Raw genomic sequence first — 21,901 nt, forward strand, 5'->3', positions numbered from 1 at the left:
AGAAAAGCAGACGGCCCGAACCCCCATGGGAGATTCGGGCCGGAAATACGCTCGGCTTGCGGGGTCAGCCTGTCAAGGCGGATCAGGCGGCCTGGGCTTCCTGTTCCTTTTCCTTCAACTGGATTTGTCCGGCTGCGGCAAGGCGGATGGCTTCCTGGGTGATCGAGCGGCGCGCGATGGCCACTTCGCGCGGATTCCCCAGGTCGCCCGCGGCAAGGTCGGATTCGATCATGCGGCGCTGGCGTGCGCCGATGGCGGAAAGGACGGATTCGCGAAGCTCCATCGATGCGCCGCGCAGGGCAGCGGTGATGATGTCGCCGGATACGTCGTTGAACAGCGACACGCGGCTGCGTTGCGGCATGTAGAGCACGTCCTCGAAGAGGAAGATCTTCGGGCGAACCTTCTTGACCGATTCGGTCGAGACCGTTTCGAGCGATGCGAGCATTTCGTCGACCTGGGATTTTTCCAGTTCGTTCATGAGGTCGGCGACCTTGTTCGAGCCGACCGAGTTGCGCTCCGCATCCAGTGCTGAAATCATCTCGATAACGCGCGCTTCGACGATCGCCGTCGCCTTGGGGCTTGCGTCCTTGAGATTGACGGTTCGGTTGATGATGTCGGCGCGATGGTCTTCCGGGATCTCCAGCAGCACCTTGGCGCCGAACGAGGACGGCATCATCGACAGGATATAGGCGATGGTCTGGGGGTGCTCGTTGAGCAGGAAACGTGCCACGAAAATCGGGTCGGCATCCTGAAGGCGATCCCAGATCGTCGTTTCGAAAGCCTGGAAGGCGGCGCGGCGGCCAAGCAGGCCATCCACCTCGTCCGGCGTCAGGCCTTCCTCGAGAATGCCTTCCATCATCTTGGCGTTGTCCATAAGGCCCGCGCCTTCGGTGAACAGGTCCTCGAACTCGTTGACGAGATCGATCAGTTCGTGCGGGGGAATGGCGCGCAGGTTCTGTGCGGCGGCAATGATTGCCTGGAGTTCACTTTGGGTGAAATACTTCAGGAGCTTGCCGGCGACGCCCTTGCCCATGGCAAGCAGCACCGCTGCGGCTTTTTCCACCGGCGACAGCGGCGAACCAAGTGCCGTTGACGTGCCGAAATTTTCGAAATCCATCATGGATTGTCCCCCTGATCCCTTCAGCGGGTATCAGACTTTGCGTGTACTCTTCACTTCGATAAGCTTCACCCCGAAACGGGTGTCGTCGTTTTCCAGAACCGTGATTTCGCCGCGGCCGATGACACGGCCGTTGACCATCACCTCGACGGGCTCGCCGATCCTGCGGTCGAGCGCGATCGTCGCGCCCTCACTGAGGTTCATGAGGCCTGAGACCTGCATCTGCGAGGAGCCGAGAACGATCTGAAGATCGATCGGGATATCCATGATGAGGTCGAGGTTGGACTGCATCGCGCTACCCGGGCGCGGCGCTTCCTTCACCTCGGCGGAGAAATCGCTGCCGGCGCCAAAATCCGAGCCACCGAAACTGGTGCCGCCGAAATCGGTGCTTGCCGCATCACCGCCGAAATCACCGCCAAAGGCCGCCAGCGGATCGTCGTCGATGGTGGCAGGAACGCCGCCGTCGAACGTAGCGTCCTGCTGGAGAACGCCGCGCAGATCGTCGATCGCCTGTTCCAGCTCATGGTCGCCCGCATTGATGGAAGGCGTGATGTCGTCAGCGATGGGTGTATTCTTCGGTGCCATAAGATCACTATTCCATTCGAAACTTGCCTGAGGCTAGCCGCCGGCCGATTGCCGGGTGCGAACTATCCGATGATGTGCTGGAGGATGTCGTCCTCCGAGCCGTACGTATCCTTGACGCGAACCGTGTAGCGGGCGCCCGATCGCCCGAATTCGCAGACATAGAGGTTGCGCCCGTTGGCGTTCACATCGACGCGCACGTCGCCCGCTTCGTTGAAGGGGATGATGTCGCCGGGCTGCAGGCGACTGATTGTGTCGAGGGTCTGGGGTTCCAGGTGAATGCGCGCCTCTAGCGTCACCTTCGAACGGCGAACCTGCTCGCTGAGCTGCTCGCTCCATTCGGCGCGGGTCTTTGCGGCATTCGCCGGCTTTGGTGCGGTGATGACGGATTTCAGCAGCGTGCGCTGCGGAATGACGACATGGAAGGTCGAGAGTACCGGTCCGATGCCGACCGCCATGTTGACCATGGCGACATGCTCGTTCTGCGTGCCGTCCTCGACGGGCTTGCGAAGTTCCGCATTGTGCGCGGCGCCGAGCAGGGGCTCGAAGCTGGTCGCGCTGGACACTGCTGTTTTCAGGACGCCGGAGATCCGGTCGAACATCATGGCTGCAACGTCGAGCTCGATCTTGGAAAGCGGCCGGGGCTGCGGGTCCTCGATGGAATCGCTGACAGCGCCGAGCATGTTCTCGACAAGAGTGATGACCAGCGGGCTGTCGCATATCAGCGTGAAATGCTCGCACCAGTCGCGCAGTGATGCGTCGCAGAAGGCCATGGCGCCGCCGAGACCTTCGGTCAGCTCGCCGTACTTGCCCGTCGCGAAGCCGGCATAGGACACGGCCACCTCGAACCCGAGCTCGCTTTCCAGCATGTCCGGCAGGAATTCGGAGAATACATCGCCGAGCGTGGCGCAAAGCTTGGAGATCGTCTCCTGGTCGCCGAGCTTGCCGGTGAGGCGGGCAAGGACGATCGGATCCATGGACGGGGCTGCGGCTACGGGTGCTGTGCTCATCGATCAGGCCGCCTTCGTATCGCCGCCGCCACCCGGATTCATCATTTCCTGCTCCACGGCATCGATGGACGGGCGCTCGTAGGAGGAGATGGTCTTGCGGCCATATTCCAGGGCAACCTGCGGGACCGAACCGTTCATGTAGGCGAGAAGGGTCTGCTTGACGATCACGTAGAGACGGTTCTGCTTTTCGCGCACCACCTTGATGTTGGTGGTGATGGGCGTGACGATGGAATAGGACAGGAAGATGCCGAGCATGGTGCCCACGAGCGCCGAGCCGATGAGGCCGCCGAGCACTTCGGGGGATTCGTTGATCTTGCCCATCGCCTTGATAACCCCGAGAACGGCGGCGATGATGCCGATGGCCGGAAAGGCGTCGCCCATGGTGGAGAGCGCCTGGTAGGGCTTCATCTTGTCGCGCGTGATCGTTTGGATTTCCTCGTCCATCAGCGCCTCGATCTCGTGGCTGCGGGCATTGCCGATGATGATGAGGCGGACATAATCGCAGATGAAGGCCGTCAGTTCCTTGTTGGCGAGAACCGTCGGCGCGGACTGGAAGATGGGCGACTCCGCCGGGTTGTCGATATGGGCTTCGATCTCGTTGCGCGACTTGGTGCGCAGATCCCGCATGAGGCTGTAGAGCACGCCCAGCGTATCGAGATAGTGGCGTTCCTTCGGAACCTTGTGCTTGAAGGCTTCTCCGAGCGCCTTGCCGGTTTCCTTGATCACCTTCATCGTGTTGGCGACGATGAAGCCGCCGACCCCGGCGCCGCCGATGATCAGGAGCTCGAATGGCTGGTTGAGCACTTCGACATGGCCGCCCATGGCCATGAAGCCGCCCAGGATACAGCCGATGGTGACGATGAGGCCGATTACAATGTTCATAAGCGCAGGTGTCCCGACACAATTCTGACCCTTCCGGGAATACGGTTCCAGCCTTGCGTGAAGCTGTACCGGGCGGCGGGTTCGTGGATCAGGTTCGCACAAGCAAAACCCCGCAGGATCATGGTTCAGAACGGGCCTTCGCGCCCTCGTGAACCTTGATCGGCGGGCCATCGTGACGACCACCTATACGAGCTACAAGCTGATTTCCTCCGACCTTCAGACATCGCTCACGCGCGTGTCGGAGCAGCCGGACGTCAAGCGCGAGACCGAATATTATCTGGCGAAGATCGGCGACGTTAAATCGGTCGACGACTTTTTCGCCGACAGCCGTCTTTACAACTATGTCATGAAGGCGCACGGCCTCGACGACATGGCCTATGCCAAGGCCTTCATGCGCAAGGTGCTGACGGAGGGCGTCGACGACAAGGGCGCCTTCGCCAATCAGCTTTCCGACACGCGCTACAAGGCATTGGCCGAATCGCTGAACTTCGCCCGCCATGGCGAACTCGCGACGACCTTTGAGCGCGCCCAGAAGGGCATGGCCGACAAATATATGCGCCAGACGCTGGAGGTCAGCGCCGGCGAGGACAATACCGGTGTGCGGCTCGCGCTCTATTTCGAGCGAATGGCCTCGTCCATCGCCTCGGGCTATTCCATCATCGCCGACGATGCGCTGGCGCAGGTCGTGCGCACGGCATTCCAGCTTCCAGCCGAGTTCGCCGCGACCGATGTCGACCGCCAGGCCGCTTATTACGAGGATATCCTTGATCTCGACGATCTCAAGGATCCCACAAAGGTCGGCAAGCTCCTCGAGCGGTTCACCGCGATGTGGGAGATCGAAAACCCCACCGGCAGCTACGATCCGCTGACCGTCTTCCAGCCGTCCAGCCTTACCGGCATTTCGACGGATCTTCTCCTTTCCATCAACAACCTGAAACTCGGAGGTCGCTGAGCATGCAGACCGGGCTTTATGTCTCGCTTTCGTCCCAGATTGCACTCGACCGCCGTATGGCAACGCTCGCCGATAACGTCGCGAATTCCACGACCGTCGGTTTCCGGGCTACCGAAGTGAAGTTCAACCAGGTCGTCAGCGACCAGAAGAGCGCGGATGTTGCCTTCGTTTCGCAGGGTGAGGAATTCCTTTCGACCCGCAACGGCGGCCTGACGCAAACCAACGGCACGCTGGATTTCGCCATCAAGGGCGATGCCTGGTTCCAGGTGGAAACGCCCGCCGGCGCGACGCTCACCCGCGACGGACGCTTCACCCTGACGGAGGCGGGCGAACTCGTCACGCTGAATGGTTACCCCGTGCTCGATGCCGGCGGCGGCCCGATCCAGATCGACGGCAATGCCGGCCCGATCACGCTCAGCGCCGACGGTCAGCTCAACCAGAATGGCCGCCCGGTCGCAGCCCTCGGCATTTTCGAGGCCGACCTGTCCGGCGGTTTTGTGCGTGCCGGCAACAGCGGCATCATCCCGGCGCGGGCGCCCCAGCCGATCCTCGATCGGGTCGATGCCGGCGTGGTGCAGGGCTATGTCGAGGAATCGAACGTCAATGCCATCGCCGAGATGACGCAACTGATCCAGGTCACGCGCGCCTTCGAAAACATCGCGGCGCTGATGCGCGGTAGCGAGGATTCGATGAACGAGGCGGTCCGCACACTCGGGGGCAGCAAGTAAACCATGGCATCCCAAGGTTCCACGGCGAAGGTTCCCGGTACGGCCGACGGCGCGCGCAAGCTCAATGCGCTGGCCGGGCTGGTGCGGCGCTACGCGTCCCCGGAATTCTCGGTGGCCCATGGCGGTCACGTCCAGACCATCGCCGCCGGCAACTACACCGTCAGCGGCCTGTCGCGCCATGTGCGGCTCGGCGAGTTCGTCGCGCACAAGAGCGCGACCGGCGTGCATCTGGGGGAGGTCGTGCGCGTCGACACGGATTCGGTGGTGGTCTGCCCCATCGAGCCGGGCGAACCGATCGGCATTCACGACACGGTCATCCGCAAGGGCGCCTTCCGCGTCGCGCCGACCGCTTCCTGGTGCGGACGCACCATCAATGCGCTCGGCGAGCCCATCGATGGTCTCGGTCCGCTGGTCCAGGGTGATGTCCGCCGGTCGATTTCGAATTCAGCCCCGCCGTCGATGACGCGCAAGCGCGTCGAAACCGGCTTCAGCACGGGCGTTCGTGCCATCGATATCTTCGCGCCGCTCTGCCTTGGCCAGCGTCTCGGCATTTTCGCCGGCTCGGGTGTCGGCAAGTCGACACTCCTGTCCATGCTGGCGCGCGCTGACGCCTTTGACAAAGTTGTCATCGCGCTGGTCGGTGAACGTGGCCGCGAAGTGCGCGAATTCATCGAAGATACGCTTGGCGACAATCTCGCAAAGTCCGTCGCGGTCGTCGCCACCAGCGATGAAAGCCCGATGTTGCGCAAGATGGCGCCGCTGACGGCTGTGACGATCGCCGAGCACTATCGCGACCAGGGCGACAATGTGCTCTTGATCATCGACAGCGTGACGCGTTTTGCCCATGCCATCCGCGAAGTGGCGACAGCGTCGGGCGAGCCGCCGATCGCGCGCGGTTATCCGGCCTCGGTGTTTACCGAACTGCCGCGCCTGCTGGAGCGCGCCGGCCCGGGCGCGGAAGGCACCGGCAGCATCACCGCAATCATCTCGATCCTCGTCGACGGCGACAATCACAACGATCCGATTGCCGATTCGACGCGCGGCATTCTCGACGGCCACATCGTCATGGAGCGCAGCCTCGCGGAAGAGGGGCGCTATCCGCCCATCAACCCGCTCGCCTCAATCTCGCGTCTTGCCCGCAAGGCCTGGACGCCGGACCAGGAGAAGCTCGTGGGGCGGTTGAAATCGCTGATCCACCGTTTCGAGGAAACGCGCGACCTGCGCCTTATCGGCGGCTATCGCCCCGGCGCCGACCCCGATCTCGACATGGCGATCAAGCAGGTGCCGATCATCTATGAAGTATTGAAACAGACGCCGGGCGAGCGGCCGGCCGGCGATGCATTCACCGACCTGGCGACCGCGCTCAAGAACGCGGCCGCTCAACAGGGCGGCGCACCGGCCGTGCGAAGGGGATGACAGTGACGGATTTCGATGCGGATCAACCTGTTCAACCGCTGAAGCGGGTGGAAAAGGGACATTACAGCGCCGGCGACAAGATGCTCGTCGGCACGGGTGTCCTGCTTGCAGCCGGCGCGGCCTTTTTCCCCTGGTATGTCTTCCTCAATCCGGGGAAATTCTCCGTGCCAACGCTTTGGCAGGGATCGACCCGCAATCTGCCCGAGACGGCCGCAAAGGAAGTGATGAGCGTTTCACCCGCTGCCATGGTGGACGACGACAAGACGCGGGCCCTCGACAGTCCCGATCCGGTTGCAACCGCCACCACATCGGGGCTCGGAAAGGAAAAGACGCTCGGCGCGCCCGTCGAGACGGGTCTGAACCAGCCGCTGCCGGCCAATTCGGGTTTCCGGCTCATGCATGTGGCAAACGGCCGTGCGCTGATCGAGGATGCACGCGGCATGTATATCGTGCGCGTCGGCTCCATCCTGCCGGATAACAGCCGCCTGGCGACGCTGGAGCAGCGCGACGGTGCCTGGGTCATCGTCACCTCGAATGGCGACGTCATCAAGCGGAACTGACGGACAGAAAACCTGCGTTTTCGATTCGGCCGGCGGCGCTCCGTGTGCCTGCCGGCCGTTTGCCGTTTGGTGGCAGACTACTTTATTTCCCTGAAAATCAGGCACTTGCACGGTGGGTGCCGCAAGTGCAAGTCCCGCGCAAGATTGGTTCCATAGGTTCGCAGTGAACAAGGATGGAGCTTGTCATGCAACCGATACAACTGTTTGAACTGGCATCGAAACAGGCCGAATGGCTCGCGACCCGCCAGAGTGTCGTTGCAGGCAACATCGCCAACGTCAACACGCCCGGTTTCAAGGCGAAGGACGTCACCCCCTTTCAATCGGTGCTCGAAACCACGAGCGCCCGCATGGCGGCAACGCATCCCGGCCATTTCACCGAAACCGAAATGGCCAGCCGCGTCATCACGACCAAGCCCACCGAAGAGATCGGCGTGCAGGAATCCGGCAATACCGTCGGGCTTGCCGATGAGCTCATGAAAGAGGGGCAGGTCAAACGTGACTTCGAATTGAATGCCGGCCTCGTCAAGGCCTTTCATCGCATGATGCTGATGACAGTCAAAAGGTAAGAAATGGATCCGCTTGTAGCCTCCCTGAAAGTAGCAGCCTCCGGACTTGAGGCGCAGTCGACCCGTATTCGCATCGTTTCGGAAAACCTGGCCAATGCGCGCTCCACCGGCGACACGCCCGGTGCCGATCCGTTCCGCCGCAAGACCGTCACCTTCACCTCCGAGCTGGATCGCCTGAGCGGCTCCTCCACGGTTGAGGTCTCGCGCCTCGGTTTCGACGAGGGCGAGTTCACCACCGAATACGATCCCGGCAATCCGGCTGCCGATGAAAAGGGCTACGTCAAGATGCCGAACGTCAACGTGCTGGTCGAGATGGCCGATATGCGCGAGGCGAACCGCTCCTACGAAGCCAACCTGCAAAGCATCAAGCAATCGCGCGACCTGATCAGCGCGACCATCGACCTTCTGAGGGCCTCGCAATGATCGACAGCGTAAAGGGCGTCAGCTCCCTTTTTCCGAATGATGCCCTGTCGGGCATCGACAAGACGGCCTCCGGCCTCGTTTCGGGCGCAGCCGCGCAGGGTACCGGCCAGATGAGTTTCGCCCAGGTCATGGGCGATATGGCGACCGATATGACCAACGCGCTGAAGCTCAGCGAGACAAAGTCTTTCGACGCCATCCAGGGCAAGGCATCGACCCGTGAGGTCGTCGATGCCGTCATGAACGCCGAGCAGACGCTGCAGACCGCCATCGCCTTCCGCGACAAGGTCGTCACCGCCTATCTCGAAATCGCTAGAATGCAGATCTGAGGACCGGACATGAAAGCCCTTGCCATTGCCGCTACCGGCATGAACGCGCAGCAGACCAACCTCGAAGTCATCGCCAACAACATCGCGAACATCAATACGACGGGCTACAAGCGTGCCCGCGCGGAGTTCTCCGATCTGCTCTACCAGACGGAGCGCGCTGCCGGCGTGCCGAACCGGGCCAACCAGGCCGTGGTGCCGGAAGGCGTAATCGTCGGTCTCGGCGTTAAGACGGCTGCAGTGCGCAACCTGCATCTTCAGGGCGGCCTCGTTTCCACGGGCAACTCCTTCGACATGGCGCTCATCGGCCGCGGCTGGTTCCAGATCGAGGCGCCCGATGGCAGTACGCTCTACACCCGTGCCGGCGCTTTCAACACCAATGCGGAAGGTCAGATCGTCACCCTCGACGGCTACACGGTCGTTCCTGGCATGACAGTGCCTGTCGATGCGACGGAAGTGACCGTCAACAAGTCGGGCCAGGTCTTCGCGACGGTTGCGGGCCAGCAGCAGGAACTCGGCCAGATCACACTGGCGAACTTCGTCAACGAGGCCGGTCTCGAGCCGATGGGTGAGAACCTCTTCCGCGAAACCGCTGCCTCCGGCGCCGCCAATGTCGGCACGCCGAACGAGGAAGGCTTCGCCTATATCCAGCAAAACTATCTGGAAAGCTCCAACGTCGACCCGGTCAAGGAAATCACCGACCTCATCTCCGCCCAGCGCGCCTATGAGATGAATTCCAAGATCATCCAGGCCGCCGACGAGATGGCCGCCGTGGTCAGCAAGAACCTGAGATAGCAACCGGAACCCCGGGGAACATGATGTTTCGCCTGACAGAAGCCCTTCGTACGGGAAAGACCCTTCCAACATTGCGCCACACGGTTCTCACCGTATCAGCCGTGCTGGCGGGTCTCCTCGTGGCCGACGTGGCCCTTGCCGATGCGCGCATGGCCGTCGTGCCCAAGCGCATCATCTATCCCGGCGAAGAGCTTGACGCAGGCCAGCTCGAAGAAGTCGAGGTCACCAACCCGAACATCGTCAAGGGATATGCGGAAAGCATCGGCGCGATCAGCGGGCTGGTCAGCAAGCGGACTCTGCTTCCCGGCCGCGTGATCCTCACCTCGGCGCTACGCGAACCATTCGCCGTCGCCCGCGGCACGACCGTCAGCCTGATCTTCGACAACGGTTCGCTCGTTCTGCGCGCAGCCGGAACGCCCCTTCAGGACGGGTCGGTGGGCGAACTGGTGCGTGTCCGCAACAAGGATTCCGGCGTGATCGTTTCCGGCACCGTCATGGATGACGGGACGGTCCATGTGGTGGTAAAATGATGCGTGTCCTGTTTCTTCGTGCCGTCGCCGTCCTCGCCTGCGTCATGCTCGCGGCAGGACCCGCTCTGTCCGCCGCACGCATCAAGGACGTGGCCTCGCTGCAGGCCGGCCGTGACAATCAGCTGATCGGCTATGGCCTCGTCGTCGGCCTCCAGGGCACAGGCGACAGCATGCGCTCCTCCCCCTTCACCGAACAGTCCATGCGGGCGATGCTGCAGAACCTCGGCATCTCGATGGTGGGCACGCAGACGCGCGCCAAGAACATCGCCGCCGTGCTCGTGACCGCAAATCTGCCGCCGTTTGCCAGCCCCGGCAGCCGGATCGACGTGACGGTCGGCTCGCTTGGCGATGCCGCGTCGCTGCGCGGAGGCACGCTTGTCATGACCTCGCTTTCCGGTGCCGACGGGCAGATCTATGCGGTCGCGCAGGGCTCCATCGTCGTGACCGGCGTCAGCGCCAGCGGCGACGCCGCGTCGGTGCAGCAGGGCGTCACCACCGCCGGCCGCGTGCCGAACGGCGCCATCATCGAGCGTGAATTGCCCTCGCGTTTCAAGGATGCGGCCGATCTCGTGCTGCAACTGCGCAATCCCGATTTCTCGACAGCCGTCGGTATGGCCGATGCCATAAACCGTTACGCGGCAGCGCAATACGGTGGGCCGATTGCCGAATCGCGCGATTCCCAGTCGGTCTACATCGCAAAACCGAAGATGGCCGATCTCGCCCGCCTGATGGCCGATATCGAAAACCTTGTCGTTGAGACGGATGTGCCGGCACGCGTCGTCATCAACGAGCGGACCGGAACCATCGTCATCGGCCAGGACGTGCGCATCTCGCCCGTCGCCGTCAGCTACGGCACGCTCACCGTGCAGGTCAACGAGATGCCGCAGGTCGTGCAACCGGAGCCGTTCTCGAAGGGCGTGACGGCGGTGCAGCCGAACACGGATATCCTCGTCCAGCAGGAAGGCGGCAATGTCGCCATGATCGACGGCTCGAGCCTTCGTTCGCTGGTCTCCGGCCTCAACAGTATCGGCGTCAAGCCCGATGGCATCATCTCCATCCTGCAGAGCATCAAGACCGCAGGGGCCCTCCAGGCAGAACTGGTACTGCAATGACGACAGGCACGACCACGTCCACTCTTCTGCGGCGACTGGCCTTGCCATTCGCCGCCGTGGTGATGCTGGCCATTCCCGGCGCCTATGCCGAGGAGCGCCCGGTCATCATGACGACGAAGGCGAGCGCCGACGAGATCCGCGAGTTCTGCACGAACATCGCCGATGCCGCGCGCGACCAGCGCTACCTTCTCCAGAAGAAGGAGCTCGAAGATCTCCAGAAAGGTGTCGACGAGCGCATCAAGACGCTGGAGGCGCGCCGGGCCGAGTATGAGGACTGGCTGAAGCGCCGCAACGACTTTTTGAAGTCGGCCGAGGCGAACCTCGTCGAGATCTACCGCAAGATGAAGCCTGATGCAGCGGCTTTACAGCTGGCCGAACTCGATCCCGAGATCGCTTCAGCCATCGTGATGAAGCTGCCGCCGCGCCAGTCGAGCACCATTCTGGGGGAAATGCCGGCCGACAAGGCCGCCATGCTCACCCGCATCATCGCGTCTGCGAGCGATGCGAACACGTCAAAGGATCCGTCATGAAGAAGACAGCCTTCGCACTTTCCGTGGCGCTGGCACTGTCCGGCTGCTCGAACCAGGCAATCAAGGAAATCGGCAAGGCGCCGGCGATGAGCCCCATCGGCAGCGGCCTCAACTATGCCGCCACGCCGCAGATGGCGATGTATCCCAAGCAGCCCCGCACGGCGGTTTCCGGCTACTCCATCTGGAGCGACCAGCAGTCGGCGCTCTTCAAGGATTCGCGCGCCTTCAAGATCGGCGACATCCTGACGGTGAATATCCGAGTCAATGACAAGGCGAGCTTCGACAACAAGACCGACCGCTCGCGCACCAACAAGAGCGGCATCAATTTCGGCATCACCGGCAAGACAAGCTCGACCAGCGTGGATGCGGACGGCGATCTGAAATTCGGATCCTCGACCAGCACGAAGGGCGACGGCTCGACCGAGCGTTCGGAAAAGCTGAACCTGCTCGTTGCCGCCGTCGTCACCGGCGTCATCGAGAATGGGAACCTTCTCATCAGCGGCTCGCAGGAAGTGCGCGTCAACCATGAGTTGCGCATTCTCAACGTCGCCGGCATCGTGCGGCCGCAGGATGTCGATGCCAACAACCAGATCGCCTATGAGCGGATTGCCGAAGCGCGGATCTCCTATGGTGGGCGCGGCCGTCTGACCGAAGTGCAGCAGCCGCCATGGGGCCAGCAGGCGCTCGACCTGTTCTCGCCGATCTGACGGTCCAATACGGAAAGAAACACATGGCGGACGAAGAACAGGGCACAGAGAAGAAGAAGTCCTCTCCGGTCATCACCATCGCGGTCATTGCCGTGCTGTCGCTCCTGGCGGGCGGCGGCGGCTGGCTCGTGGGCAACATGCTTGCGCCGCCGCCAACGGAAGAGGTTGCCAAGGCCGAGCCGGCAGCCGCTGCCGCCGAAGGCGGTCACGGTGGAGGCGAGAAGGGTGCGGAGGGCAAGGAGGTGCCGCACATCTCCACCCTCGCCAACGGCATCGTGCTTCTCGATCCCATTACCAGCAATCTCGCTTACCCCTCCGACAACCGCGTTCGGCTTGAAGTCGCACTGATGTTCAAAGACGCGCCGGACGTCGCTCTGGCAGAGGAAATCCACCAGGACATCATGGCCTATATGCGAACGGTATCGCTCCAGCAGGTGCAGGGACCGCGCGGTTTCCAATATCTCAGGGATGACCTCCAGGAGCGGGTTGACCTGCGGTCTGAAGGGCGCGTAACCAACGTTATGTTCCGAACCTTTGTGATCGAATGATTCGCATCCTCCTGACCTTTGTCGCCATGATGGCGATGACCGGTGCGGCCTATGCCCAGCAGCAGCTGCAACTGCCGGGTGGTCTCCTCAATGCGCCTATCGACGGTTCGGCGGCGTCTTGGATCATCCGCACCTTCGGCCTTCTTACGGTTCTGTCGGTCGCGCCCGGCATCCTGATCATGGTGACGAGCTTTCCGCGCTTCGTCATCGCTTTTTCCATCCTGCGTTCGGGCATGGGCCTTGCCACCACGCCCTCGAACATGATTCTCGTCTCGCTTGCGCTGTTCATGACCTTTTACGTCATGGCGCCGACTTTCGACCGCGCCTGGCAGAACGGCGTCGAACCGCTGATCGCAAACCAGATCGACGAGACCGAGGCGGCCAAGCGCATTGCCGAGCCTTTCCGCGAATTCATGGTCGCCAATACCCGCGACAAGGACATCGAACTGTTCATTTCGCTGGCGGAAGAACGCGGCCAGACGGTTGTCCAGGACAATGTGGCGGACCTGCGCGTCGTCATCCCCGCTTTCATGATCTCGGAAATCCGCCGCGGCTTTGAGATCGGCTTTCTGGTCGTGCTGCCCTTCCTCGTGATCGACCTGATCGTCGCCACGATCACCATGGCGATGGGCATGATGATGCTGCCGCCGACATCGATCTCGCTGCCCTTCAAGATCCTGTTCTTCGTGCTTATCGACGGCTGGAATCTGCTTGTCGGCAGCCTCGTTCGGTCGTTCAGTTAGACCCTCTTAACCATAGCGCTTTACCGGCTATTTACCCTGTTTTTCAACGGGTTGAATGCTTCCTCCCGACTTAAGGAGTTGGCAAGGATTGGCTGCGACTTTTGCCTCAACACGACGGGTTTGGTTTCCCTTCAATGCGTTGAAGCACCGAGTTGGCATGAGGCCGACCGTCGTAACCGGTAAGTTTTTTCAGTCCGGTATGTCCCCATCAGTATTTCGTTCAAAGGGACAACTAGAATGTCGAGCATTCTCACCAACACGTCTGCAATGTCGGCTCTCCAGACGCTGCGCACGATCAACAACGACATGGAAACCACGCAGGGCCGCATTTCGTCCGGCCAGCGTGTTGGCGCGGCTTCGGACAACGCTGCCTACTGGTCGATCGCGACCACCATGCGTTCCGACAACGCTGCCCTCTCCGCCGTTCAGGACGCCCTCGGCCTCGGCGCCGCAAAGGTCGACACAGCCTACGCTGGTGTTGAAGCTGCGATCGATGTCGTCAAGGAAATCAAGGCCAAGCTGGTAACGGCAACCGAACAGGGCGTCGACAAGGTCAAGGTTCAGGAAGAAGTCAAGCAGCTCCAGGAACAGCTGAAGAGCATCGGCTCGGGCGCTGCTTTCAACGGCGAAAACTGGCTGGCCGGCGGCGCTGACGATGCAACGGTCGTTACCGGCTTCGTTCGTGGCAGCGACGGCACCGTTAAGGTCACGACTGCAACCTACGATGCCCAGGCTGGCTCGCTGTTCGGCGCGTATGACCCGACGAACGGTACGGTCGATGACTCTTCTGGCATTCTCGCCGACGTCATGGCCATCGAACTCGACGGCTCCGAAGATGATACCGCCATGGCCACCCATCTCGACACGGTCGAATCGGCTCTCAAGAGCATGCAGACCGTCGGCTCGACGCTCGGCTCGCTGTCCAAGCGCATCACGCTTCAGGAAGACTTCGCCACGAAGCTTTCCGACGCCATCGACAAGGGCGTAGGCCGCCTCGTCGACGCCGACATGAACGAAGAGTCCACGCGCCTCAAGGCCCTGCAGACCCAGCAGCAGCTGGCGATCCAGTCGCTGTCGATCGCGAACTCGAACTCGCAGAACATTCTTTCGCTCTTCCGTTAATAGACGGATGGAGGAGGGCGCGGAAGGCTGACCCGCGCCCCACCTTCGAAAAGGCCGCTCCCGGTGACGGGGGCGGCTTTTTGCATTTTTTTTCCGCGCTCAAGACTTCATTAACTTTATTGCGGTTTTCTTGGCCCATCGAAACGGTGGGTTAACCAAGAAACTTAACCGGTTAGCAGGCATGATGCTGACCACCGTTCCCCGGCTAACATCCGGAATGCCCTTCCTCAGTCAGCCACTCAAGGGGCACGCATCTCATGACCAGCATTCTTACCAACGTCGCGGCTATGTCCGCTCTCCAGACCCTGCGCTCGATCGGCAACTCGATGGAGACCACGCAGGATCGTGTTTCCTCGGGCGCTCGCGTCGGCGAAGCCTCCGACAACGCTGCCTACTGGTCCATCGCGACCACGATGCGTTCGGACAATATGGCCCTCTCTGCTGTTCAGGACGCCCTGGGCCTGGGTGCCGCCAAGGTCGACACCGCTTATGCCGGCATGGAAGCCGCCATCGATGTCGTCAAGGAAATCAAGGCCAAGGTAACCGCCGCCACCGAACAGGGCGTCGACAAGGCCAAGGTTCAGGAAGAAATCACGCAGCTGCAGCAGCAGCTGGTTTCGATCGCCAGCGGCGCCGCGTTCAACGGCCAGAACTGGCTGGTCTACGACAACACCGACACCGCCCCGACAAACGTTGCCGACAAGACCGTCGTCTCCGGCTTCATCCGCAGCGCCGACGGCACCGTCAAGGTCAGCACCACGACCTACACGCTGCAGGACCTCCCGGACGTTGGCGCCGGCACCAATTCGAACGTTCTGTTCTCGACCGTCGATACGGACGATCACACGGCCAGCGCCGGTGGTATCCTCGGCTCGGTTTCTGACGATCTCGGTGTAACGGCTGCTTCGGCCGACTGGGATGCTGCCACGACCGTCGTTAACATGACGATCACCGACTACACGGACGCTGACATGGCCGATGCTCTGTCGCTCGTGGAAGCTGCTCTTCAGCAGATGACGAAGGCTGCTTCGCAGCTCGGCTCGATCTCCATGCGCATCAACCTGCAGGAAGATTTCGCCAACAAGCTGACGGACGCCATCGACAAGGGCGTTGGTCGCCTGGTCGATGCCGACATGAACGAAGAGTCCACCCGCCTCAAGGCCCTGCAGACCCAGCAGCAGCTCGGCATCCAGGCACTCTCGATCGCCAACTCCTCGTCGGAAGGCATCCTCTCGCTCTTCCGTTAATCGGAAGACGGGTCGACCGTTTGACACAGTTTCGAAGGCCCCGGTTCTGCCGGGGCCTTTGCCGTTTAGGGCATCCGTCAGAGCGGCGCGTGAAGGAAAGCCGGCATCGCACCGCCTGTCGTCTTCCGGTCGAGATAGACCCGTGCGGTATCCAGCGCCTCACGGATCGTCACATCCATGTCGAGATACCGATAGGTGCCGAGCCGCCCGACGAAAGTAACGTCGGTCTCGCGCTCGGCCAGGGCCGTATAGTCGGCGAGCAGCGCCTTCTCCTCGACGAGGCGGATGGGGTAGTAGGGAATGTCATCGGGACCGCAGGCGCGCGAAAACTCCCGGTAGCACACCGACCCTTCGTGCGCCTCCCATGGCGAAAAATGCTTGTGCTCGGTGATGCGCGTATAGGGCACGGAGAGGTCGGCGTAGTTCATCACGGCACAGCCCTGGTAATCGCCCTGATGCGTAAAGCGCTCGAAATCCAGCGTTCGATAGCCGAGAAGACCGTGTTCGTAGGCGAAGTAGCCGTCGAGCGGACCGGAATAGAAGACATGGGCGAAGCCATCGCTCTGCGTCCGGTCGAAGCGGGTTTCAAGTTTCACCTTGATTCGGGGATGATCGAGGATGTTCTCGACCATGGCCGTATAGCCGTTCTCCGGCATGCCCTGATGGATATGAGAGAAATAGTCGTCCTCATAGTTGAAGCGTACTGGCAGGCGCTTGAGGATGGCGGCAGGAAGGTCCGCCGGCGGGCAGCCCCACTGTTTGCGGGTATAGCCCTCGAAGAAGGCCGCGTAGAGATCACGCCCGACGAAGCGCAGCGCCTGCTCCTCGAAAGTCCTGGGGTCTGTGATCGATGTGTCTGCCTGCGCTTCCACAAAGGCGCGGGCCTCCTCCGGGCGAAAGCATTTCCCGAAGAACTGGTTGATCGTGTGCAGGTTGACGGGCAGCGAATAGACCTGCCCGCCGCTCACGGTCTTTACCCGGTTCTTGTAGGGCAGGAAGGTCTGGAAGCCGTTGACATAGTCCCAGACCTCCGTGTCGTCGGTGTGGAAGATGTGTGGCCCATAGACATGCACCATGACGCCGGTCTCAGGGTCACGCTGCGTATGGCAGTTGCCGCCGACATGGTCGCGTGCATCGATGACATCGACGAGGAAGCCTTCCTGTGCCAGTTCCCGGGCGATGACGGCACCGGAAAGCCCGGCACCGACAACGAGTATCCTGTCTTTCGCCCGCATATGCCGTCCCCCGTTTCAGGTCGCGGCTTCAGCCGGCCACAGGCGCGCATCCGGCTGAAGTGGTGCATAGGCATCGAGCGCGGCGAGCTCGGCCCGGTAGCGCGCGCGATAGCTTGCATCGTCCTCGAACTCGATTTCCGCGGCGGCCAGCTGCGTGCCGATCTCGTAATAGATGTCGAGATTACGGAGATCCGGCACCGGCATTTCGCCTCGTTCCGCCTCGCCCTGGATCTGCCAGAAGATCGCCTCGAGTCGATGAGCGAGCGCGGGCGTGTCGCGTAGCGCGCAGGTGTCGCGCTGCTTCTCAAGCGAGCGGCGGATATCGGAAAGTCGTGCCGGATCCTGCGCTAGGGCGATGGCGGTGCGCACATATTCGTCCGGCCCATCGCAGATCAGCTCGGGAATCCCGGCAGCCGCCACGATGCTGGCGCAGAAGCGTGCAGCGAAACTCTTGCCTGCCGCCGTCAGCACAGGCAGACCCTGCGTGATGGCATCCGCAGCGGTCGAGTGCGCGCCATACGGGAAGGTGTCGAGGAAAAGATCGGCAAGCCCGATGCGGGCGAGGTGGTCCGGGTTCTGCACCTTGCCGGCGAAGATGATGCGCTCCGGCTCGATGCCGCTCTCGACTGCCCGCGTGCGCAGGCGCTCGTTGGCAACGTCGTCGCCGGCGAGAAGCCACAGCACGCTTTCCGGTGTTGCATTCAGAATTGTCATCCATCGCGCAAAGCAGGGGGCGGTAATCTTCTGCATGCCGTTGAAGCTCGCGAAGACGAACGCATCTTCCGGCAGCCCCGCTTCCGCCCGTGTGGGACGAGGATTGACGAAGCGCGCGCGGTCCACCGGCTGGTTACAGGGGATGCGAAGAACCTTCTCGGTATAATAAATCTCGTTTTCCGGCGGCACGATGCGCTCATCAGCAATCATGTACTGGTGGTAAGGGCTCGCCATGGTGCCGGGATAGCCGCAGAAATTCACGATCGCGGGTGCCGGCCGGTAGGCGAAGATCGCGGTGCGCGCATGCTTCGTATAGCCGTTGACATCGATCAGCACATCGATCTCGTCATCGGCAATCAGTCGCGCAGCGTCGATGTCGCTCAATTTGGCGATGTCACGCCAGTGATCGACGGCCCGCTGGATGCGTTCCTGTGTCGGATCGAGGGGCGCGGGCTCCCTGCAGTAATAGGCGTAGATTTCAACGCTTTCCTTGTCGTGCAATTCCAGCACTTCGCTGAGCGCGAAGCCGACGGCATGCTGGCGCAGATCGGAGGAGAGGTACCCCACGCGCAGCCGCTCTCGCGTGCCGGTTTTCTGTCGCACCGGCTTGGGACTGAACGCCGCCAGATCGGCCGGGCGGCCGACGGTGGTGCGGGCATAGCGATAGGCCTTGGCCATCTGGAACAGAGGATCGTCGGCATAGCAGGCGATCGACATCGCCGACATCGCCTCCATGAACTGCCTCGGCGTTACATAGAGCGAAGGCTGCAGGACCGGCCACTTGCACTGGCGCATCCGCAGCGAAATCCAGTGTTGCGCCGCCTCAGGCCGCGTCGGCGCGAGTTCCATCGCCTGCCAGAGGGCGGCCTCGGCTTCCTCCAGCCTGTCCGCTCCCTCAAGCACGCGCCCGATATGTTGCAGGCTGAGCAGTCGATGGCTGATTCGATCCGGCGTGACGTCGGCGGTTGCATCCGCATAGGTCTGCCACTGCTCGACGGCCGGTCCGATCAGGCCGCAATCTTCAAGCGTCCTGCCGAGATTGATATAGGCCTGGCCGAACTGCGGTTCGATGCGGATCGCAGCGCGCAGCGCATGCATGGCCCCGGCCGTGTCGCCAAGCGATGACAACGTAACGGCATAGTTGAAATAGGCGAGATGCAGCAGGGGATTTTTGTCGTTGAACGCGATCCAGAGCTTGTAGATCTCCGCCGCCGCCGGTCGATGCCCGGCAGCCGATAGGTTCTCCGCAGACTGGAAGAGGTCGGCAAGCGGAAGCTGCTGGTTGCGCGCGCGCGCCATGAGCTCGAGAAGCGGGTTGCCTGGCGCGGCGTTTACGGGAGAGTTGGCAGTCATGGCGTCCTGTGCGGTATCGGCCTTTCAGGCCCTATCTGGGCGGTAGGAGAGTTTTGCCGTCATAGCCGTCCAGACTTGCTTCTGGCTGGCCGGCACTGTTCGATTCAGGGACCATGGCATGCGCTGTTAATGGGAAATTAAAGGTTGTATCCTAACACTGGCACCAGTCGCGGATACTCGCGGCTGCTGGCATAGGGATCGGGCTCATTCGAAGCGCCCGGAAGCATGACGCCCCGATGCGCAGGCTCGTGCGAGCCATGTCCTCCTTAAACATTCTTCGTCTTGCGGGATTCCTGGCGTTCGCACGTCCGGAGCGATCCTTGGAGCAAGCATGAGAGACCGTTGTCCTCATGCTGCGGCTGTGTCTTGCGAAGAATCACATTTGGCCAAGCACCGAGGTATATACGATGTCGCTTATTTCCGCCCTGAAGCCCGCCCAGTTCCAACAGCTTTCCGCAACCGTCCTTTCAGGTCTGACGGCCGACGACGTAAAGTCGCTGTCCGCAGCACAGATCAAGACGCTCGATGGCGAAAAGCTCGCTGCCCTCGATAAGGATGGCGTCAAGGAATTCACTGCCGCGCAGTGGAAGGCCGTATCGGCCGCTGCCGCGGGTGGCCTTGATACCGACCAGCTCGTAGCAATCGGCGACAAGGTAAACCTATTCTCCGCAGCACAGATCAACGCGATCTATAAGGGCACCGAAGAGTTGAGCAAGGAGCAGGTTACGGCATTGACCGCAACACAGCTCAAGGGACTCGACAAGGACGCGATTTCAAAGGTCCTGAATACCGCAGACGCCACGTTCCAGGCCGGTGAAATCGAGGCCATCAGTGTCAAGGTTCTTGCCGAGCTTGGTGAGGACGACGTCAAGAAGCTTATCGTCCTTGGTGGCGCCGCCGCCGGTACAGAGGTCACCCGCCTGACTGCTTCCCAGATTGGCGCATTCAAGCCTGAAACGCTCGAGAATCTTTCGGCCACCGAGATCGATGCCCTCAGCGGCCAGCAGCTGAACGGCCTGAAAGCCGATCAGCTGAAAAAGATCTCGGTTTCGGCTTTCGGTGACACCCAGATCAAGGAACTGACCACCAAGCAGATCGCCTCCTTCACCCCGGATCAGATCGGTGAACTTGAGGACACGCAGCTTCAGGCGCTGACCACGACGCAGTTGAAGGCTCTGACAGCAGCCCAGATCCAGAAGGTCAATATCGCGGACCTGCTGGAAGCGCCCGCCAATGCTGGCGACAGCAGCATCAAGGATCTGACGGCCAAGCAGATCGCAGCACTGAGTCCGACTCAGATCAGCGAACTCAAGCCAGAGCAGCTCAAGGCACTTGATGCGACGCAAATCAAAGGTCTAACTGACCTTCAGGTCAAGTCCCTGAATGTCGAGGACATCGACGACACGCAGATTGAGACCTTCACGCCGAAGCAGATTGCAGCGCTCGCCGCCGGCGGCAAGCTGGGTGAACTCATCGACACCCAGGTTGCAAAGCTGACCAAGGAGCAGGTCGCAACGCTGAACGCCGACGCGATCAAGGCGCTCGCTACAGCAGGTACCCTCAAGGATCTTAGCGACGATGCACTCAAGGCCATCGCGCCAAAGTCCATGGCGAAGCTGGAAGCGGCAGACATTACGGCCATCGGCGACACGCGTATCAGCCTCTTGAAAGAGACGCAGATCGCGACGTTGACGAAGGAGCAGGCCGCTGGCTTGAGCGGAACGGTGGCCACGAACCTGACGGAAGCACAGGTCGGCGCGCTGAGCGCCGACGCACTGGGCGCCATCTCCGCGGAAGACTTCGCGACGTTCACCGTCGACGAGATCAAGAAGATCGGTGTCAAAGCCATGAAAGGCCTGAGCGGCGAGCAGCTTCAGGCCCTGGTTGATGGAGACCTGGCCAAGTTCCAGGCTTTCTCCAAGGCACAGATTGCTGCGCTGAACACCACGCAGATCGCTGCCCTGACCGTGGAGCAGGTTGCCGGGATGAGCCAGGATCAGGTCGACGGCCTAACGGCGACGCAGATCAAGGCCTTTACCGGTCCGGACGAGAACGACGAAAATAACCAGGTCGCTGCTCTCGATGTTGCAAAGATGTCCAAGGCTCAGGTGGGCGCGCTGTCGGCCACTCAGGTCAAGGCGCTTGATGCCGATGCGCAGATCGCTGTTATCGATATCACGAAGCTTTCGGCGACGCAGATCAGTGCACTGACGGAAGACCAGACTAAGGCACTCACGACGGCCCAGATCGCTGCACTCGATGACAAGCAGGTTGCAGCACTGACCAGCTCGCAGACCGGTGCTTTCGATGACACACAGGCCGAGGCTCTGACGGCCACGCAGGTCGGCAAGCTGACTGCCAACGCGGTGGGCGGCTTCACGGCCACGGCCCTGGCGGGCTTCACCGCGGGTGACCTTGCGCTGATCAGCGACAAGGCAATCTCGGGCCTGAAGATCGGGCAGCTGGCAGAACTGGACCCGACGCAGTTCAACGAGTTCACGAGCACGCAGGCAACCAAAATGGCCAGCGACGTTCTGCTCAAGATCATCGAGGAATACGCTGCAAACAACAGCAACTAAACCTAAGCCTGACTTCAAACATACGGCGGCGCGACCTCGGTCGCGCCGCTTTTGTTTTGCGCACGCGAAGAGATGCACACCGTCCTGATGACGTTCGAGTTTACGCTTCCGTAATCTCCCTTAAGCT

23 protein-coding genes are annotated in these 21,901 nt (G+C 61.6%); 17 read left to right on the top strand and 6 right to left on the bottom strand.

The window, feature by feature from the left end:
• Nucleotides 1-82: 82 nt before the first annotated feature.
• The 4 genes from fliG to motA form a co-directional block, all read right to left on the bottom strand.
• A complete protein-coding gene (gene fliG, locus MKI86_RS09700; RefSeq protein WP_241600379.1) occupies nt 83-1,120 on the bottom strand; it encodes a flagellar motor switch protein FliG in 1,038 nt (345 codons plus the stop codon).
• Nucleotides 1,121-1,150: 30 nt separating this feature from the next.
• Nucleotides 1,151-1,702: a flagellar motor switch protein FliN gene (fliN, locus tag MKI86_RS09705; protein ID WP_241600381.1), complete on the bottom strand. Its 552-nt coding sequence runs from the start codon at nt 1,700-1,702 to the stop codon at nt 1,151-1,153.
• A gap of 62 nt (nt 1,703-1,764) precedes the next feature.
• Nucleotides 1,765-2,709: a FliM/FliN family flagellar motor switch protein gene (locus tag MKI86_RS09710; protein WP_241600383.1), complete on the bottom strand. Its 945-nt coding sequence runs from the start codon at nt 2,707-2,709 to the stop codon at nt 1,765-1,767.
• 3 nt (nt 2,710-2,712) lie between these two features.
• Nucleotides 2,713-3,591: a flagellar motor stator protein MotA gene (motA, locus tag MKI86_RS09715; RefSeq protein WP_134649673.1), complete on the bottom strand. Its 879-nt coding sequence runs from the start codon at nt 3,589-3,591 to the stop codon at nt 2,713-2,715.
• A gap of 172 nt (nt 3,592-3,763) precedes the next feature.
• Between motA and MKI86_RS09720 the strand changes: the two genes are divergently transcribed.
• The 16 genes from MKI86_RS09720 to MKI86_RS09795 all read left to right on the top strand — a co-directional run bounded on the left by MKI86_RS09720 (nt 3,764) and on the right by MKI86_RS09795 (nt 15,893).
• Nucleotides 3,764-4,543, top strand: a complete 780-nt coding sequence (locus tag MKI86_RS09720; protein ID WP_241600385.1) for a DUF1217 domain-containing protein — start codon at nt 3,764-3,766, stop codon at nt 4,541-4,543.
• Nucleotides 4,544-4,545: 2 nt separating this feature from the next.
• Complete coding sequence (gene flgF / locus MKI86_RS09725; protein WP_241600395.1) at nt 4,546-5,271, top strand: flagellar basal-body rod protein FlgF; 726 nt, start codon at nt 4,546-4,548, stop codon at nt 5,269-5,271.
• Nucleotides 5,272-5,274: 3 nt separating this feature from the next.
• Nucleotides 5,275-6,687, top strand: a complete 1,413-nt coding sequence (gene fliI, locus MKI86_RS09730; RefSeq protein WP_241600398.1) for a flagellar protein export ATPase FliI — start codon at nt 5,275-5,277, stop codon at nt 6,685-6,687.
• Nucleotides 6,684-7,247: a flagellar protein gene (locus tag MKI86_RS09735; protein WP_241600400.1), complete on the top strand. Its 564-nt coding sequence runs from the start codon at nt 6,684-6,686 to the stop codon at nt 7,245-7,247. Before fliI ends, MKI86_RS09735 begins: the two co-directional genes overlap by 4 nt.
• Before the next feature lie 185 nt (nt 7,248-7,432).
• Nucleotides 7,433-7,813: a flagellar basal body rod protein FlgB gene (gene flgB, locus MKI86_RS09740; protein ID WP_241600402.1), complete on the top strand. Its 381-nt coding sequence runs from the start codon at nt 7,433-7,435 to the stop codon at nt 7,811-7,813.
• Between the two features lie 3 nt (nt 7,814-7,816).
• On the top strand, nt 7,817-8,236 hold the full coding sequence (flgC, locus tag MKI86_RS09745) for a flagellar basal body rod protein FlgC (RefSeq protein WP_134649678.1): 420 nt from the start codon (nt 7,817-7,819) through the stop codon (nt 8,234-8,236).
• A complete protein-coding gene (fliE, locus tag MKI86_RS09750) occupies nt 8,233-8,562 on the top strand; it encodes a flagellar hook-basal body complex protein FliE (protein ID WP_241600404.1) in 330 nt (109 codons plus the stop codon). Before flgC ends, fliE begins: the two co-directional genes overlap by 4 nt.
• Before the next feature lie 9 nt (nt 8,563-8,571).
• Nucleotides 8,572-9,354: a flagellar basal-body rod protein FlgG gene (gene flgG, locus MKI86_RS09755; RefSeq protein WP_241600405.1), complete on the top strand. Its 783-nt coding sequence runs from the start codon at nt 8,572-8,574 to the stop codon at nt 9,352-9,354.
• 23 nt (nt 9,355-9,377) lie between these two features.
• Nucleotides 9,378-9,884 (top strand): flagellar basal body P-ring formation chaperone FlgA, encoded by a 507-nt coding sequence (gene flgA, locus MKI86_RS09760; protein WP_241600407.1) that lies wholly within the window; start codon nt 9,378-9,380, stop codon nt 9,882-9,884.
• On the top strand, nt 9,884-10,996 hold the full coding sequence (locus tag MKI86_RS09765; RefSeq protein WP_241600726.1) for a flagellar basal body P-ring protein FlgI: 1,113 nt from the start codon (nt 9,884-9,886) through the stop codon (nt 10,994-10,996). The genes flgA and MKI86_RS09765 overlap by 1 nt, the downstream gene beginning before the upstream one ends.
• Nucleotides 10,993-11,526, top strand: a complete 534-nt coding sequence (locus MKI86_RS09770) for a MotE family protein (RefSeq protein WP_241600409.1) — start codon at nt 10,993-10,995, stop codon at nt 11,524-11,526. Before MKI86_RS09765 ends, MKI86_RS09770 begins: the two co-directional genes overlap by 4 nt.
• Nucleotides 11,523-12,233 (top strand): flagellar basal body L-ring protein FlgH, encoded by a 711-nt coding sequence (flgH, locus tag MKI86_RS09775; protein WP_241600411.1) that lies wholly within the window; start codon nt 11,523-11,525, stop codon nt 12,231-12,233. Before MKI86_RS09770 ends, flgH begins: the two co-directional genes overlap by 4 nt.
• Before the next feature lie 23 nt (nt 12,234-12,256).
• Nucleotides 12,257-12,781: a flagellar basal body-associated FliL family protein gene (locus tag MKI86_RS09780; protein WP_241600413.1), complete on the top strand. Its 525-nt coding sequence runs from the start codon at nt 12,257-12,259 to the stop codon at nt 12,779-12,781.
• Entirely contained in the window at nt 12,778-13,524 is a 747-nt protein-coding gene (fliP, locus tag MKI86_RS09785; RefSeq protein WP_241600416.1) for a flagellar type III secretion system pore protein FliP, read from the top strand. Before MKI86_RS09780 ends, fliP begins: the two co-directional genes overlap by 4 nt.
• A gap of 237 nt (nt 13,525-13,761) precedes the next feature.
• Nucleotides 13,762-14,646 (top strand): flagellin N-terminal helical domain-containing protein, encoded by an 885-nt coding sequence (locus MKI86_RS09790; protein ID WP_241600418.1) that lies wholly within the window; start codon nt 13,762-13,764, stop codon nt 14,644-14,646.
• Between the two features lie 257 nt (nt 14,647-14,903).
• Nucleotides 14,904-15,893: a flagellin N-terminal helical domain-containing protein gene (locus MKI86_RS09795; protein WP_241600420.1), complete on the top strand. Its 990-nt coding sequence runs from the start codon at nt 14,904-14,906 to the stop codon at nt 15,891-15,893.
• 77 nt (nt 15,894-15,970) lie between these two features.
• Here MKI86_RS09795 and glf read toward each other — a convergent pair whose 3' ends face one another.
• Both glf and MKI86_RS09805 read right to left on the bottom strand, forming a co-directional pair.
• Nucleotides 15,971-17,128, bottom strand: coding sequence for a UDP-galactopyranose mutase (gene glf / locus MKI86_RS09800; protein ID WP_241600449.1), 1,158 nt, complete (start codon nt 17,126-17,128; stop codon nt 15,971-15,973).
• Between the two features lie 15 nt (nt 17,129-17,143).
• Nucleotides 17,144-19,195 carry an O-linked N-acetylglucosamine transferase, SPINDLY family protein gene (locus tag MKI86_RS09805; protein ID WP_241600451.1) on the bottom strand — a complete coding sequence of 684 codons (2,052 nt, stop codon included), beginning with the start codon at nt 19,193-19,195 and terminating at the stop codon, nt 17,144-17,146.
• Nucleotides 19,196-19,602: 407 nt separating this feature from the next.
• On the opposite strand from MKI86_RS09805, the gene MKI86_RS09810 reads away from it, so the two are divergent.
• Nucleotides 19,603-21,774, top strand: a complete 2,172-nt coding sequence (locus MKI86_RS09810; RefSeq protein WP_241600453.1) for a hypothetical protein — start codon at nt 19,603-19,605, stop codon at nt 21,772-21,774.
• Nucleotides 21,775-21,901: the final 127 nt, after the last annotated feature.

The sequence above is a fragment of the Shinella sedimenti genome (assembly GCF_022601905.1).
Taxonomy (GTDB): domain Bacteria; phylum Pseudomonadota; class Alphaproteobacteria; order Rhizobiales; family Rhizobiaceae; genus Shinella; species Shinella sedimenti.

What these genes read in the sequence shown, in the direction of transcription:
- fliG (WP_241600379.1), bottom strand. Translation starts at nt 1,120, where the DNA reads ATGATGGATTTCGAAAATTTCGGCACGTCAACGGCACTTGGTTCGCCG.
- fliN (WP_241600381.1), bottom strand. Translation starts at nt 1,702, where the DNA reads ATGGCACCGAAGAATACACCCATCGCTGACGACATCACGCCTTCCATC.
- MKI86_RS09710 (WP_241600383.1), bottom strand. Translation starts at nt 2,709, where the DNA reads ATGAGCACAGCACCCGTAGCCGCAGCCCCGTCCATGGATCCGATCGTC.
- motA (WP_134649673.1), bottom strand. Translation starts at nt 3,591, where the DNA reads ATGAACATTGTAATCGGCCTCATCGTCACCATCGGCTGTATCCTGGGC.
- flgF (WP_241600395.1), top strand. Translation starts at nt 4,546, where the DNA reads ATGCAGACCGGGCTTTATGTCTCGCTTTCGTCCCAGATTGCACTCGAC.
- fliI (WP_241600398.1), top strand. Translation starts at nt 5,275, where the DNA reads ATGGCATCCCAAGGTTCCACGGCGAAGGTTCCCGGTACGGCCGACGGC.
- MKI86_RS09735 (WP_241600400.1), top strand. Translation starts at nt 6,684, where the DNA reads ATGACAGTGACGGATTTCGATGCGGATCAACCTGTTCAACCGCTGAAG.
- flgB (WP_241600402.1), top strand. Translation starts at nt 7,433, where the DNA reads ATGCAACCGATACAACTGTTTGAACTGGCATCGAAACAGGCCGAATGG.
- flgC (WP_134649678.1), top strand. Translation starts at nt 7,817, where the DNA reads ATGGATCCGCTTGTAGCCTCCCTGAAAGTAGCAGCCTCCGGACTTGAG.
- fliE (WP_241600404.1), top strand. Translation starts at nt 8,233, where the DNA reads ATGATCGACAGCGTAAAGGGCGTCAGCTCCCTTTTTCCGAATGATGCC.
- flgG (WP_241600405.1), top strand. Translation starts at nt 8,572, where the DNA reads ATGAAAGCCCTTGCCATTGCCGCTACCGGCATGAACGCGCAGCAGACC.
- flgA (WP_241600407.1), top strand. Translation starts at nt 9,378, where the DNA reads ATGTTTCGCCTGACAGAAGCCCTTCGTACGGGAAAGACCCTTCCAACA.
- MKI86_RS09765 (WP_241600726.1), top strand. Translation starts at nt 9,884, where the DNA reads ATGCGTGTCCTGTTTCTTCGTGCCGTCGCCGTCCTCGCCTGCGTCATG.
- MKI86_RS09770 (WP_241600409.1), top strand. Translation starts at nt 10,993, where the DNA reads ATGACGACAGGCACGACCACGTCCACTCTTCTGCGGCGACTGGCCTTG.
- flgH (WP_241600411.1), top strand. Translation starts at nt 11,523, where the DNA reads ATGAAGAAGACAGCCTTCGCACTTTCCGTGGCGCTGGCACTGTCCGGC.
- MKI86_RS09780 (WP_241600413.1), top strand. Translation starts at nt 12,257, where the DNA reads ATGGCGGACGAAGAACAGGGCACAGAGAAGAAGAAGTCCTCTCCGGTC.
- fliP (WP_241600416.1), top strand. Translation starts at nt 12,778, where the DNA reads ATGATTCGCATCCTCCTGACCTTTGTCGCCATGATGGCGATGACCGGT.
- MKI86_RS09790 (WP_241600418.1), top strand. Translation starts at nt 13,762, where the DNA reads ATGTCGAGCATTCTCACCAACACGTCTGCAATGTCGGCTCTCCAGACG.
- MKI86_RS09795 (WP_241600420.1), top strand. Translation starts at nt 14,904, where the DNA reads ATGACCAGCATTCTTACCAACGTCGCGGCTATGTCCGCTCTCCAGACC.
- glf (WP_241600449.1), bottom strand. Translation starts at nt 17,128, where the DNA reads ATGCGGGCGAAAGACAGGATACTCGTTGTCGGTGCCGGGCTTTCCGGT.
- MKI86_RS09805 (WP_241600451.1), bottom strand. Translation starts at nt 19,195, where the DNA reads ATGACTGCCAACTCTCCCGTAAACGCCGCGCCAGGCAACCCGCTTCTC.
- MKI86_RS09810 (WP_241600453.1), top strand. Translation starts at nt 19,603, where the DNA reads ATGTCGCTTATTTCCGCCCTGAAGCCCGCCCAGTTCCAACAGCTTTCC.